At 36.6% G+C, this 14,407-nt stretch carries 13 protein-coding genes; 9 read left to right on the top strand and 4 right to left on the bottom strand.

From position 1 onward, the window contains the following. The 8 genes from ACZ5N5_RS09385 (at window position 1) to ACZ5N5_RS09350 (ending at window position 7,473) form a co-directional block, all read left to right on the top strand. On the top strand, window positions 1–951 hold the full coding sequence (locus tag ACZ5N5_RS09385; protein ID WP_464373768.1) for a nuclease-related domain-containing protein: 951 nt from the start codon (window positions 1–3) through the stop codon (window positions 949–951). Window positions 952–955: 4 nt separating this feature from the next. Further along, window positions 956–1,435 carry a hypothetical protein gene (locus ACZ5N5_RS09380; protein WP_464373688.1) on the top strand — a complete coding sequence of 160 codons (480 nt, stop codon included), beginning with the start codon at window positions 956–958 and terminating at the stop codon, window positions 1,433–1,435. 105 nt (window positions 1,436–1,540) lie between these two features. After that, window positions 1,541–1,813 carry a CD3324 family protein gene (locus tag ACZ5N5_RS09375; RefSeq protein ID WP_109985770.1) on the top strand — a complete coding sequence of 91 codons (273 nt, stop codon included), beginning with the start codon at window positions 1,541–1,543 and terminating at the stop codon, window positions 1,811–1,813. Between the two features lie 65 nt (window positions 1,814–1,878). Further along, window positions 1,879–2,514, top strand: a complete 636-nt coding sequence (locus tag ACZ5N5_RS09370) for a FusB/FusC family EF-G-binding protein (protein ID WP_181397691.1) — start codon at window positions 1,879–1,881, stop codon at window positions 2,512–2,514. A 132-nt stretch (window positions 2,515–2,646) separates the two neighbouring features. Next, on the top strand, window positions 2,647–3,411 hold the full coding sequence (locus ACZ5N5_RS09365) for an ABC transporter ATP-binding protein (protein ID WP_464373687.1): 765 nt from the start codon (window positions 2,647–2,649) through the stop codon (window positions 3,409–3,411). Window positions 3,412–3,453: 42 nt separating this feature from the next. After that, window positions 3,454–5,268, top strand: coding sequence for an ABC transporter permease (locus tag ACZ5N5_RS09360; RefSeq protein WP_464373686.1), 1,815 nt, complete (start codon window positions 3,454–3,456; stop codon window positions 5,266–5,268). A gap of 125 nt (window positions 5,269–5,393) precedes the next feature. Further along, window positions 5,394–6,020, top strand: coding sequence for a LysE family transporter (locus tag ACZ5N5_RS09355; protein ID WP_109985766.1), 627 nt, complete (start codon window positions 5,394–5,396; stop codon window positions 6,018–6,020). 130 nt (window positions 6,021–6,150) lie between these two features. Continuing rightward, window positions 6,151–7,473 carry an amino acid permease gene (locus ACZ5N5_RS09350; RefSeq protein WP_464373767.1) on the top strand — a complete coding sequence of 441 codons (1,323 nt, stop codon included), beginning with the start codon at window positions 6,151–6,153 and terminating at the stop codon, window positions 7,471–7,473. A 34-nt stretch (window positions 7,474–7,507) separates the two neighbouring features. Here ACZ5N5_RS09350 and ACZ5N5_RS09345 read toward each other — a convergent pair whose 3' ends face one another. Then, entirely contained in the window at window positions 7,508–7,942 is a 435-nt protein-coding gene (locus ACZ5N5_RS09345) for a DUF2512 family protein (RefSeq protein ID WP_054788196.1), read from the bottom strand. 168 nt (window positions 7,943–8,110) lie between these two features. Between ACZ5N5_RS09345 and ACZ5N5_RS09340 the strand changes: the two genes are divergently transcribed. Next, complete coding sequence (locus ACZ5N5_RS09340; protein ID WP_464373685.1) at window positions 8,111–8,917, top strand: VLRF1 family aeRF1-type release factor; 807 nt, start codon at window positions 8,111–8,113, stop codon at window positions 8,915–8,917. A 55-nt stretch (window positions 8,918–8,972) separates the two neighbouring features. Here the strand turns inward: ACZ5N5_RS09340 and ACZ5N5_RS09335 are convergent, their stop codons facing one another. The 3 genes from ACZ5N5_RS09335 to ACZ5N5_RS09325 all read right to left on the bottom strand — a co-directional run bounded on the left by ACZ5N5_RS09335 (window position 8,973) and on the right by ACZ5N5_RS09325 (window position 14,355). Further along, window positions 8,973–11,510, bottom strand: a complete 2,538-nt coding sequence (locus ACZ5N5_RS09335; RefSeq protein ID WP_464373684.1) for a glycosyl hydrolase — start codon at window positions 11,508–11,510, stop codon at window positions 8,973–8,975. Window positions 11,511–11,582: 72 nt separating this feature from the next. Further along, window positions 11,583–12,509: a glycosyl hydrolase gene (locus ACZ5N5_RS09330; RefSeq protein ID WP_464373683.1), complete on the bottom strand. Its 927-nt coding sequence runs from the start codon at window positions 12,507–12,509 to the stop codon at window positions 11,583–11,585. A gap of 160 nt (window positions 12,510–12,669) precedes the next feature. Further along, a complete protein-coding gene (locus tag ACZ5N5_RS09325) occupies window positions 12,670–14,355 on the bottom strand; it encodes an ABC transporter substrate-binding protein (protein ID WP_464373766.1) in 1,686 nt (561 codons plus the stop codon). Between the last annotated feature and the right edge of the window lie 52 nt (window positions 14,356–14,407).

Below are 14,407 nucleotides of genomic sequence, written 5' to 3'. Positions count from 1 at the left end.
ATTTCTATCCTCTCCCCCCCTCGAAAGACGCTGCACCTACGTCACTTAGAAGCTTTAAATAACCGCTGCACAACTCTCTCTACGACACTCGAAGAAAAACTAGGACGCGAACTCGCAGGATACCTAGGTGAAGCTAGCCTTCCTTACTATTTAGAGATTTCCTCCATTTCCACACATTACGATTTATATGGATTACGTTTAAACTTAAATGGAAACAAATTTCAAATGGATGGTCTCTATTTATTTGAAGGATTTTTCTTGATAACAGAGGTGAAAAATTTTAAAAATAAAATTCTACTAAATGAAGCAAATCAATTAATTCAACTTCAAGAAGAAGGATCAGAGGAAGTTTTTGATAATCCATTGACCCAAGTAGAATTGCAAAAAGAGCAACTAATACAGCTCTTGGATAAACATGGCTACCCCACAATCCCAATTGAGACCCTCGTTGTTTTTACACATAAGAAGGTTCACCTTACTTTCAACCACCCTGATTTAATCACCTCTCAACAACTCCCTGCAAGGCTTAAGAGGATCACACAAAAATATCCAACCAAACTTCTACAAAGAAATGAATTATACCATCTAGGAAGAAAATTAATATCTCTGCACGAGGAACGTGGTAGTGCATTTATAAATCCTAATGACAAGATATTTCCGAAAATAAAAAGAGGCGTATTTTGCAACAGATGTAAGCCTATCATTATGCGGCGCATCTATGGTTCTTGGGAATGTCCGAAATGTAAAAAAAGAAATTCGTTAGCGCATTTAGCTGCATTTGAAGATTTTTATTACCTATTCGGTCATACGATTACTAATCGCCAAGCCAGATGGTTTCTTTGCATGGATTCTGTTTATACCACTTCTAGATTACTTCAATCATTAGGCATGAAAAGATCTGGTATTACGAAGAATGCGAGATATGATCTGTCTAGTTTGTTTAAGAGATAATTTTTTGCGAGTAGCGCTTGCTTTTTGCCGCAGTATTTTTGCGAATGCCTCCCGCTTTTTTGCAACTTCCGCTTTATTTTTGCAAGTGGTTCTCGCTTTTTTGCAACTTCCACTGTATTTTTGCAAGTGGCTCTCGCTTTTTTGCAACTTCCGCTTTATTTTTGCAAGTGGCTCTCGCTTTTTTGCAACTTCGGCTGTATTTTTGCAAGTGGCTCTCGCTTTTTTGCAACTTCCACTTTATTTTTGCAAGTGGCTCTCGCTTTTTTGCAACTTCCACTGTATTTTTGCAAGTGCCTCCCGTTTTTTTGCAACTTCGGCTGTATTTTTGCAAGTGACTCTCGCTTTTTTGCAACTTCGGCTGTATTTTTGCAAATGCCTTCTCTATTCAAAAAAAAGCGAACTTGAGGTAAACTGTAATAGTAATGGAGGTGTTTGGGATGGCAAGACAATTGCCCGAATTTACACTGGCCCCTGCAAAGCCTAGAGATTGAGGCGATACTTTGCTAGGGGTGATACCACTATTATCGCCTGATAAGCGCTACTAGGCTTTGCCCTTATGATAAACAAAATAATAAGGAGCTGGCTTGAAATGAAGGCGCATGAAATTTTACCAAAAGAGCTTTTAGACGCGATACAAGAATACATTCAAGGAGAAACTATCTATATCCCTAAAAGAGCGAATTCCTATCAAAAGTGGGGAATTTGTTCGGGGAGTAGACAGTATTTAGATAAACGCAATCAGGAAATTCGAAAAGCTTTTCGGTCCGGAAAATCAATGGAAGAACTTGCTCGGGTCTATCATTTATCCACAGAATCGATAAAGAAAATTATTTATGCCAAGAAAAAAGAAAAATTGCTCTAAGAGTATTTTTTCCATAGTTACATCTCACAATATTTGCTACACTTTAAATGAGGAGTGTGGTAACAATGGAAGCTTTTCTTACAGTAGATCAATTCCATCTAATTCGAAAACAAGCGAAAGCAATTGTGAATGCATTATCCACCACTACAGATAAGCATGTACAAGATGCAGCCAAGACGATGGCATATGAAAAGGCAACGGAAAATCTTGAGTCAATAACATCCGAACAAAAAGATCGAATTGATCATATTTTACAATTAAAAAATAAAGAGGATATGGAGGAATATCTTCTATCCCTGAAAGAACTTGTCATTCCTTTTCCTGAGATATCGGAGCAAAGGATTCGAAAGCTTTTCCCAAAAATAAAAAAATTAAAAGCCCCTGACCTTTCTGAGCTGGATTTTAAAGAAACCGTCTATCTTCGTTGGTTTGACAAGGGATTAAATAAAAGCTTTTTGATCGTACCTTTCAAAGATAAATTTATAGGTGTGCAGGGTTATTTAGAAACCACACAACATAAAGGAATCTGTTCCATCTGCAATGGACTTGAAGAAGTATCGTTATTTACGAGTGAGAAGAAAGGCAAAATTCGTGGGACCTATTCCAAAAAAGGAAATTATATCTGTAAGGATCCAGCAGTTTGTAATGGTCATTTAAGTGACCGGAAACAATTAAACCAATTTATAGAAAATTTGAAGTAAGGAGTCATCGATTAAGATGGCTTCTTTTTTATTCTTACAAAAATGTAAGACACTTGAAAGAAAAATCGATAGGTAATCTATAAAGGGCTAGTCTACAATAGAAACAGCAAATTGTTACAGGAGGGAAAAAACATGGAACAATCCGTTGTACATGTAAAAAATGTTCAAAAAATATTTGGAAAAAAATCTGAAACAAACTTCAAAGCATTAGATGATGTATCATTTGATATCTATCCGGGGGAATTTGTTGGAATCATGGGCCCTTCAGGAGCTGGGAAGACGACTCTATTAAACGTCGTATCCACACTTGATACAGCATCATCTGGATCCATTGAAATTGCGGGCAAAGATATTACTTCGATGAAGCAAAAAGAGTTAGCTGATTTTCGTTCAGATCAGTTAGGTTTTATCTTTCAGGATTTTAACTTATTAGAAAATTTAACGATTTATGAAAACATTGCCCTACCACTTTCCTTACAAGGGATTTCTATTAAAAAAATTAAACCACTTGTCACACAAGTAGCCAATAAGCTAGGCATCAGCGAGATATTGGAAAAATATCCTGCTACGGTTTCTGGGGGACAAAAGCAACGAACTGCTGCAGCAAGAGCGCTCGTTCATGAACCAGCTATAATCCTCGCAGATGAACCTACAGGTGCATTGGATTCCAAAAATGCCCGAAGTTTAATGGAAACATTACAACAGCTAAACGACCATCATGAAGTTTCCATCATGCTTGTCACACACGATCCTCTTAGTGCCAGCTATTGCGAAAGAATTTTGTTTATTCAGGATGGCACAATCTATAAGGAAATCCATCGGCTAAGTGATCAAGCAGCCTTTCATCAAGAAATATTAAATGTATTAGCAGAATTCTCTAGCTTGGACATGTCATAAGGAAGGAGAAGGAAAATGCTTTTTAAACTACTAAGCTCTAGTATGAAAAAAATGTGGAAGGATTATCTTGTATTATTGTTTGGACTTACCATATCCATTGCTATTTTCTATATGTTTCAAACACTCGCTCAGAATAAAACATTTCTTGAAGAAAATGCCTTGATTAGCCCAATTGTGTTCGTCTTCCATGCGGGTTCATTTATCCTAGCGATTGTCACGATATTTTATATTTTCTATGCTACTTCGTTTATTTTGTCATTAAGACAAAAAGAGCTTGGAATGTATATGACCTTAGGAGCTAAGAAAAACAAAGTGACAAAAATGATGTTTATCGAGACACTAATGATAGGGATGATTTCTCTTGCCATCGGTCTCTTTGTTGGAGTTGGAATCACAGAAGTCATTTCTAAAATGATCATGAATCAATTAAATTTCTCTGGAGAAGGATTTCAACCTTTTTATCCTTCCTCTCTGATAACAACTATTATTTTCTATGTGATTCTTTTTCTATTAACAGCATTGGTCAATGGATGGAAAGTAGCTAAGAAAACGGTATTGGAATTGTTACATTCTGAACAAAAGGCGGATATTCTCACATCAAAAGGATGGAAAACGGTGATAGGAGCGTTTATTTCATTACTCCTCATAGCTATTGGATACTATGTGATGATTCATATGGGTACCTTCCTACATGTTGGTGTCATCGTAGCTGTATTTACAGTAACACCAGGAACTTACTTTTTCTTTATGGCATTGTTACCTTTTCTCATCAGAAGGGTTAAATCAATTCGCTCTATCAATGAAAAAGGACTAAATTCCTTCACGTTCGCTCAATTACGATTTCGGATTAGTCAGCTAACAAAAGTACTTGGAACGGTTGCGATGTTAATTGCGTTAGGTTTAGGGGCAATGGCTGCAGGCTTATCGTTCTATCACAATACAGCTATTCAAGCATCTCTCGTACATGCAAATGATGTCACCATTCATCAACCGACCGAGGAAGAATTAAGTGAAATCGAGAGCTGGGATTTCATTGAAAAAAACAGTTATAGCTACAAGGTGACAGAGGATGGCGTTTATTTTCTTAAAAATGATTTACAAAATAGCCCACCATCCATCAAAACGTATAGTGATGATTCTAATGCATTGCCAGTAGAGGAAAAAGTAACAACACCACTAACTCAAACAGACTATTCTCAAAATGAAATCCCTGAGGATTGGCTAGAGGCTTTCCGATCCGAACTCTTGGTAACTCCTAGCCTTTTCGGTGAACGGGAACTCTATATACTTGATCAACAAAGCTTTGAACAGCTAAATACTTCTTCAGAGCAAATAATACTAGGTAAAGTGGAAAGATTCACTGACCATATCGAGACATTGAAGCATATAGATAATAAACATGTTAACCTTGCCAAGGCGTACACCGGAGAAAAACCACTCATGATTGGAAGTAAATCAGAAACCTATACCTCCTTAAAAAACCTTGCAAGTGGGACTATTTTTATGGGATTATTTCTAGGTGTTGCTTTTCTTATGATGATGGCGAGTGTGCTAATGTTTAAATTACTATCCAGTGCCACAGCTGATATAAAGAGATATCATATGTTAAACAAAATAGGGGTGAGAAGAGAAAAATTATCCAATTCTATCCATAAAGAATTATTTTTGATCTTCTTATTCCCTGCCCTACTCGGATTTGTCCATGTGTTAGTGGGAATGGAAATGTTCTCCATTATTTTAATCGAACCATTCACAAAATTTTGGATTCCTGTGGTTATTTTCCTTATTATTTACTTCTTGTACTATTTATTGACAGTACAAATGTATAAAAGGATTGTTTTACCCAAAAAGAAATAATAGGAAAACGGCATAAATCTAATGCCGTTTCCCTAGCCTCTTACGCAAATATCTCCACCCTTGTTCTACTTATCCAACTATTGAATAGAAATAGTACAAGCCATATTTGTTAAGGGGTGAAAACTTTGGGGATATTTTTCAGCTATGTTTTTCTTGGATTATCACTAGCGGCACCGCTTGGGCCGATCAATGCTGCACAAATTAATCAAGGAATTAAAAATGGTTTCCTTCATTCATGGTTCCTTGCGATTGGTTCTTTATTTGCTGAATTATTATTTATTTTAGCTGTATTTTTTGGGGTAGTACATTTCTTGGAAACGCCACTAATGAAAACATTCCTTTGGTCATTTGGAACATTCGTACTAGGCTATACAGGGATCGAAAGCTTAAAAAGTTCACATAAACTAACGACAGATAATCATCGATCAAAGGACAGCTTACTTAAAGTTTTTACAACAGGATTTTTGATTTCCATTAGTAACCCGCTTTCGATTCTTTTTTGGCTAGGGATTTATGGATCTGTCCTAGCTAATACGATTCACAAATATGATACTAGTCATTTGTTTTTATATACAGCAGCGATTGTGATTGGATTGGTCGTGTGGGATATTTTTATGGCTTGTGTTTCAAGTAGCTTTCGGCATCTTCTTAATCAAACCACTATTAAATGGATTTCGATGATAACAGGAATTTCCTTAATTGGGTTTGCTGTCTATTTCGGCTATCAAGCATATTTTTTAATCTTCCGTTAAACGCATTATCTAACTTTGGATAATGCGTTTTTTTAAGCTTCTTCACTCAAGCTCTTCTAATGAGTTTTTCTAAAACGATTTGGGTACAATAAGGATCATGTTATTGTAAAGGAGTTATAGCATGCATCGGATGACAAGACAAAAATCCTCTACTAAAGGAGATCTGACATGGTGGCAGCTTTCCTTAACTGGAATAGGGTGCACCATTGGAACAGGTTATTTTCTCGGTTCAAGTATTGGGATTAGCCTTACTGGCCCTTCCATCGTTTTTTCCTTTATTTTAGCAGCACTTGGAACCTATATTGTATTCCATTTTCTTGCCAAGATGTCCGCAGATGACCCTCAAGAAGGTTCATTTTGCTACTATGCCAATAAAGCATTTGGTAAATGGGCAGGTTTCAGCTGTGGATGGAATTACTGGAGTTCGAGTATTCTAATAATGGGAAGTCAACTTATTGCTCTCTCTATCTTAACACAGCTTTGGTTTCCAAATATCCCACTATGGGTTTTTGCTGCCATCTACTCTATTCTTGCTATTTTAGTGGTATTACTCGGAACAAAAGGATTTGATAAGGTAGAGGACATTTTGGCAGTTATTAAAACAGCTGCTATTATCATATTCATTATTATGGCATTTGGGGCATTATTCGGTTGGTTTACTGGTACCAATGTCAAACAACCTGGGATTCCAAATTCCTTGAAACAGCTTTTCACTGGTGGATGGCAAGGATTTTGGTCCTCACTCATTTATGCTTTTTATGCCTTCGGCGGAATTGAAGTAATCGGATTAATGACGATTCGATTAAAGAAAAAAGAAGATGCACCAAAAGCGGGAAAAATGATGCTCCTGCTTTTAGCATTAATATACATTGTTTCCATTGGTCTATCTGTCACTTTGGTATCAGTCGAAGCATTTGATCCTAATGAGAGTCCTTTTATTACAGCACTAGCTGATTATCATTTGTCTTACTTTAAGCATGGATTTAATGCAGCTATCATCATAGCAGGTTTTTCAGCAATGACCGCTACCTTGTTTGGTGTCATGACACTTCTCGTAACTTTAGCAAAAGATGGTGATGCTCCTCCACTTTTTGAAAAAAAGATCAAAAAATTTAAAAACTTACCACTACCGTCACTAGCTCTTGCAACTGTTGGGCTACTAGCATCTATTATCATCGCATTGCTACTGCCAGAAAAAATTTACGAATACATCACCACAGCGGCGGGGATATTACTGCTGTACAATTGGGCATGTATTATCGCTTCGTCCTTGAAATTACAAAAACAAAGAAATAAGCTACAATCCTTTGTTGGGTTATTCGGAATTTTGTTGTTAGGTATTACGGTTATTGGTACACTTAGTGAAAAAAGCATCCGACCAGGATTTTATATCTCCATTCTACTACTCATCATCATTGGAATCGTCACCTATTATCGCAATAAGAAAAGTTAAAAAACGAGAAGAGCAAAGGCCCTTCTCGTTTCCTCTATTCCTCGTTCTTCTCGTTGTCAATGGGATGGATTTCTTCTGCGGATTCTGTCTGAATGGATCTAGGTCTCATATCAGTAGTTGACTCTTGATCATCCAGATTTGATGCAACGTATTTATGAAAGAAATATTCAAATATTGTTAAGGCAATTGATGAAATGAGCGTCGCTTGTAAAACATCATCCCCAACAGTTAATGCATCTGTCATCAAATAAATAACGACAAAAGACAAAACAAAATCAGAAATAGTCGCAACCGTATTATTCGTTCTAGGTAAAATTATTCGGTCTCCAAGAATATATGACAAGACTCCTAATACTAATGTAATGAGAAAAACATTACCAAACGAAACATCGTAACCTATACCTAAAATTACATAGAGGAGTGCTAAACTAATGAAAAACTTTACTGCCATCATTTTTATATGTTCCACACCAAACACCTCCTTTTTCTTATGTAGCTTTTGTAATGTTGATAAACCTATTCCTAATTTCTTATGGAAAATTTTGGACAGGAAAATTATTCATATGTTTTAATGGATCGATTTCAGGTTACAGATAAGGGAAGGTCTAATATTAAACGAAGGAGTGGGTAGAATAAAATGAATATCGCTAAGGAAATGAAGAAATTAGAATCCATTTATCTAGAGAAGCCCAATCGCGTTTTTACCATGTACTTAAATACAGACCCAGCAGATCCTGAACAACAAGGCGGAGAGTGGAAAATCCACCTGAAGAATGGATTAAAAAATTTTGATAACTACTTACAAGAGGATGGTAATTCTGAGGAGAAGCGGAATTACTGGGCCGTGAAAGAAAAAGTAGAAAAATATATGAAGGAAAATGAATTAGAACTTGCTAAAAGTGTAGTCATCTTCGCCACAGCGGATGATTCGATCTGGTTTGCAGAAAAATTTCAAATGCCTGTTCAATCAGAATTTGAATGGAGCGACTCTGCAAAGCTTGACCAATTAAAACAGATGTATAACGAATTCCCTAAAACAGGAATTATTCTTACACAAAAGGAAGCCGTAAAGGTTTTAGATACAGAGCTTGGAACCGTTAAAGACTCACATATATTCGAATTAGACATCGAAACAGAAAACTGGAAAAAACATTCAGGACCACACCGTGCTCGTGTATCCATGGGAAGTGGTGGCAAAAGTACAAAACAAGAGCAATTCAAGGAAAGGTTTAACGCAAACCGTTATCGTTGGTATAAAAGCCTTGCCTCTACATTGGATCGATTTGCTAAGGGATTGAATTGGGAGCAGATTTATATTGTTGGAGATAAAGATGAAGTAAACGATCTTAGAGAAAATATGAATAAGCCGATTAAAAAGGTCGTTAATAAAAATATGCTCGATCATGAAGAGATGAAAATCATTCATGAAGTTGTCCTTCACTAAAACTTTTTGTTTAAATCGATGTAAATCCACCCATAATCGGGTGGATTTACTACTATTAGTTGCGCTTCAATCTCCTGAATAAGAGGGCACCAATACCAAATAGAAGGGTAATTCCTCCGATTACCAACCAATTATACATAGATGTCGCGGTATTAGGTAGTGATTGTTCCTTTTTTGAATCATCAGTGGTCAGCTTACCTTGCTCCATCCCTATTACTTCTTTATCCATTTTGTCTTTTTTTTGATCTGTGGAGGGTTGGTCGTTTGCATCTGTTTTGTGCTCCACTTGCTTATCATGATCAGATGCTTGCGAGAGTTCTTTTTCATCAAATACCGAAAAGATAGTAAAGTGATCTGTTTCCGCTGTTATCCACTTATTCTCGATTTTACCACCGATCCCTATCCATTCTGACTGCTGTATGTTCCAATAATAAATTTTTTGATTGTCATTAGGTTCTTTCATTAAGAAGGATAGTTGAACACTAGAAGAGAACTGACTGATAACCCGATCGTTTTGCTCAAATCTTAAATCATATAATTTTGTTGTGGCATGCTCCCCATGTTCTAATGCCTTTTCTTCTATTCTTTCTATCGATAAAGTTAGTGGTGAATCCGATGGGAATAATTTCATATTATAATTCATTCGAAGATCATCTTTTCTTAGATGAATTTTATTATTTTTCTCTTTTAAGCTTTTCATTTGCTCGTGATTGAAGACAATCTGTAAATGATCAGTATTCTTTGGTATCTTCAATTCTAATAATCCATTGATATCGAGATTCTCGATACTCTTATCAGGTAAAACATAATGATCACTTTTCTTTACTAAATCCAATGACAAATAGCTTGTCAGCCTTTTTACACGGATTAAGTATTTAGACTTTGTTCCATCTTCTGCAGTTACTTCAATGTGAATAATATTATCGCCTGATTGGAGCTTAATCCCTTTAGTCAAATCCGTATTACCATTAATCGTAACAGTTGCAGAATGAGAATTAGCAACAGGTGACAATATGATTTCATCCACTGTTTTCTCAACCTCTAACGTATATTCCTTTACATTTTTGGAAAAGCCAGGGCTCAGCTGTCCTGTAGAAACCGTTAAATTTTGCAGACTGGTATCAGAACTTTTCTCCTGTCCATATGTCGTTAAGTCCGGTAATTCCTCTAATGTGATTACTTTTTCGTGATTATATACTTTCTGTAAATGCTCTTTGCTATTATTTTCTGTAATTAGACCAATCCAGGTTGTAAAATAACTATACATGGAATGGTAGCGGTCTAACATGTCTGGATCTGGGATTGGCCCATTTTCCGTCATCGCAATTAGCTTTTTATTAGAGGAAAGATCAACAAGTGCTTCATAATTATTATTTTGTGGGGAATAATTATATGCACCTGGGTAAGAATCAAAGCTAACAATATCGACATAATCATCACCTGGATACCAAGCTGGATCAACAGAGTTCCATACCCATATTAAATTATTTAATTCATGATAATTCGTTAGTCGATCATACATTACCTTCCATAGCTTTATTGTTGGCTCTGGTCCTTTCGCTCCCCACCAAAACCAACCGCCCTCTGCCTCATGCAATGGTCTCCATAGAACGGGCACGTTTTCCTCTTGTAATCGCCTTAATTGCTCAGCGATTGCATCAATATCCCGAATGAGTAATTGATAATCCTCTGATTCAGGATGATTCATGGCATATTCCACATCAAACGTTGTTGCATCTGTATAAAACCCACTCCACCATGGCTGCTCCTCCGTATCTAACAGATCCTTAGGTGCATTCCAATGCCAAGCAAATGCAACAATTCCCCCTTTCTCAGACCATTCAAGTGCGAGATCAACATCATGAGAAACTGCTCCTCTTTCGACACGTGATGGACTATAATCCATCAAATCTAAGCCTAGAATAGCTGGCGTTTTTCCTGTTAACTCTTTAATATATTTGACATCAGCTAAATCATTATTAGCATCATCTTGTTGACCTGAGATGATATTTTTACCAAAGTTATCCACTAAATAGCTAAACAAAGTCTTCGTTTCTGTCGTTGCATTAGGATTGATTAATTGTTTTTTCACTTCATGATCAATTGAAGGTTGTGCCAAAGATAGCTTAATAAAATCAATTGCAAAGTGTGTCCAATTTGGTGTAAAGGCAATAGTATTCGATCCTTCATTTAGTAATACTTTTCCTACTGGGGATTCTCCAAAACCTTCTCCCAATTCGAAGGAAGTAAAGGCCTCCCCATTTAAATGAATATTTGCATGTTTACCTCCACCATATATTCCGCCATAACCAACAGTTAAGTTATATAAAGCCTTGTCAGGCACATCCATAGTAAAAGTAACTTTCGCATCATCTTCAGTAAAATTACCAACATATCCAGTTCCAGAGTAACCAGGCATGTCATCTTGCACGGTAAGTCCGCTTAATGTAGCTTCTTCCGCCTCAAGTTTTAATTCATCAACTTCGTTTCCCGTTTCCGCGTATGCTGATACAACACCTGATTCAGCTAAACTTAGTACCAAAGTAACAAAAAATAGAAGAATAATTATTCTATTTAACAAATACCTTATCATTATTAACTACCTCCACAAAATTAATCGCCTATATAAAACGCTTACAAAATAGCGCCAAAAGAAAATCACTATCTATCTTAATTTCATGTTAGGCACTTTATCTAACGTAATTACATATTCGTGATTATATACATCCTTTAAATAACTCGGAGTATTTTGTTCCTTAATGTGAATGGTATGCCATGTTAAAAACCACACCCATTTTGCCCCATTTTCTATCATCTCATCAGGATTTGGAATTGGCCCGCATTCATGAAAAGCTACTGGCATTTTCTTACCTACTATGTCAATAACCTTTTGATACAATTCAGTCTGTGGTCCTGAGTTATAAGTATCTGCACCGGCAATATCAACATAATCATTTCCTGGGTACCAGCCATTTTTTATTTTTCCAGAGTAACCAAGCACCCAAATCAAATGGTTCAAACCATGATATTTAGTATAACGATCATACATTAGTCGCCAAAGTTTTATAAATTGTTCCGAGCCACCTTTTCCCCACCAGAACCAAGCTCCATCAAATTCATGAAATGGTCTCCAAAGAATTGGTACTCGAGCATCTTGCAACTTTTTAAGTTGTTTTGCAACATCATCCATTTTAGCAATCATACCATTATATAGATCTGTTCCTTCTGTTAATGCCTCTTCCAAATTAATCGTTCCCTTAGAGGATTCATATCCTATCCCATTTGGTGGTGATCCCCAGTGCCAGCATATAGATACGATCCCGCCTTTTTCCCACCATTCAATTGATCGCTTATTGACACCTTCATAATCTTCATTGATATAATCAAGACCACGAATCGCAGGAAGTTTACCTGTTATTTCTCTAATATAATCTAGCTCATCATTTGCGGGTGCTTTCCAATCGGATTCTTGTTGCCCTGAAAGAATGTTATTTCCATAAATTCCACAGATATATTCAAATAATTTTTTTGCTTCATAACTTGCATTTGAATTAGATAAATGATTTTTTTTTACATTTATTTTTCCTTCCAAATTTATATTTCCTCCTTTATTCGTTTTCATGAGTTAAGCATTGTGAATGTAACGCTGTGAACGAAAATTTCCTTTTGCATAGTTAGCGCGCTTTACATTTCTCCAATGTTAACAATCCTCGGGAAGACTGTATTCTTTCCGAGGATTGAATGAAATAAGCTTAATTACTCCATAATTCCACTTTCTCTTGAATAAGCTTTGTATATTCTTCTTCCGCTTTTTCAATATTTGCATTTTCCAAGGACGTCATAAATTCATCCCACACATTTGTGAAATTATTCGGTTTAGCCAATACAGCTTCTGGTACAAGCTTCTTCGTAATATCCAGTGCTCTTTGATTCAAGCCTTGTAATTCTGAATTAGCAGGGATAGAAATATTATAGGCAGCTCCCCAAGGCTTAACAGGAAATTCCTCTGCAGATGGATATAAATCCTTCCAAAGCTCCACTCCATATGCTGCTAATACTTCTTTTTCTATATCTGTTTGATTTTTAATGGCGATTTCCCGTGTATTTACTGTATAGGTCTGGCCAGTTGAATCTAAAACGCCATCTCCATAGCGTGGTGCAAATCGAAGGAAGTTATAGCCAATACCAGTTTTCTTCAAATAATCCTTATCATTATTACGCTTTTCCCATTCCTCTTCTGGAATCACGCGTTTTCCGTCAACGACCTCGTAATGCTCTCCTTCAATTCCCCAGTTCAGCATAATTTGTGTTTCCTCTGATGCTAGATAATCCAAAAATTTAATAGCACGAACGGGGTCTTCACAATCCTCTGTGATACTAATGCCCCATCCCGCTTGCAAGCCGATGCTTTGATAAGAATGGTTGACATACTCCTCACTTAATGTCACTGGATAAACACCATACATTCTCTCCGTTTTTCCAGCTTCTCTTAATGCTTCTTGTCCGCTGTTCATCATATAATCAGGACCAATGGTAGCAAGCACACGACCAGATGCAAGCTTAGCATCAAATTGATCACTTTTTTGGACAAATGTTTCTGGGTCTAATAATCCTTCTGCATTTAGTTCATTGTACCACTTGAACACTTCCTCTTCGATTGGACGGCGATAGTGTAACATAGCCTCATACGTTTCTGGATCTACATAATATTCACCATCATCACCAGCCCCAGTCATCATAAACCCTGAATTTAAGAAGGATGCTTGTATTCTCCAGCTATCTGTATTCATTGTTAAACCTATCGTTGGCTGACCGTCAATCTGTGGATGTAACTCTTTATATTCTTTGATCACATTTTTTAAATCATCTAATGTCCTTAATTCAGGATAACCTAATTCCTTTACGACAGCGTGCTGTACCCATGCTCCGTAGGTTGGTGTCATTGCCTGGTTATCAATGGCTGCAGTTGTTAGGACATAAATCGATGGATCCTCTTCACTCCATTTCAATCGGTTGATTTCATCACCAAGCATTTTTTTCAAATTTGGGGCATGCTCTTCGATTAATGGAGCTAAATCTATTAGTGCTTCGGCATCGACTAACTGTCCCGCACCTTTTGAGACAATTAAATCAGGATATTCTCCACTTGCAACCATTAAAGGAATTTTGGTTTGCCCACCTTCAATATCAAATTCTGGATCTAGGGTAACACCAGTATCTTCTTTGATTTTACGACCAATTGGTGTATCCATATCCTCTACCCAGTCAGGGTTCGTATCGGAATCAAATACAGTAAAGGTTACCGGTTCATCTCCTGAAGAGCTTTCTGTGCTAGGCTTCTCTTTCTCTTCACTTGATGTCTTGTCATCAGAGCCTTGACATGCGACAAGAATAGATAAAAACATCGTAATAAAAACAAAACATAAGAGCTTTCTCATTGTACCCACTTTTTTTTCCTCCTATCATTTATTTATTGCATAAACAGGGGTT

This window comes from Gracilibacillus sp. JCM 18966, from assembly GCF_055392695.1.
The sequence above is the reverse complement of the archived record's forward strand: the minus strand, read 5'-3'. Positions and strand labels throughout refer to the sequence as shown.

Bases quoted from the DNA above. Each gene is read 5' to 3' on its own strand.
- ACZ5N5_RS09375 (WP_109985770.1), top strand. From the start codon at position 1,541: ATGAAGGCGCATGAAATTTTACCAAAAGAGCTTTTAGACGCGATACAA.
- ACZ5N5_RS09370 (WP_181397691.1), top strand. From the start codon at position 1,879: ATGGAAGCTTTTCTTACAGTAGATCAATTCCATCTAATTCGAAAACAA.
- ACZ5N5_RS09365 (WP_464373687.1), top strand. From the start codon at position 2,647: ATGGAACAATCCGTTGTACATGTAAAAAATGTTCAAAAAATATTTGGA.
- ACZ5N5_RS09360 (WP_464373686.1), top strand. From the start codon at position 3,454: ATGAAAAAAATGTGGAAGGATTATCTTGTATTATTGTTTGGACTTACC.
- ACZ5N5_RS09350 (WP_464373767.1), top strand. From the start codon at position 6,151: ATGACAAGACAAAAATCCTCTACTAAAGGAGATCTGACATGGTGGCAG.
- ACZ5N5_RS09340 (WP_464373685.1), top strand. From the start codon at position 8,111: ATGAATATCGCTAAGGAAATGAAGAAATTAGAATCCATTTATCTAGAG.
- ACZ5N5_RS09335 (WP_464373684.1), bottom strand. From the start codon at position 11,510: ATGATAAGGTATTTGTTAAATAGAATAATTATTCTTCTATTTTTTGTT.
- ACZ5N5_RS09325 (WP_464373766.1), bottom strand. From the start codon at position 14,355: ATGAGAAAGCTCTTATGTTTTGTTTTTATTACGATGTTTTTATCTATT.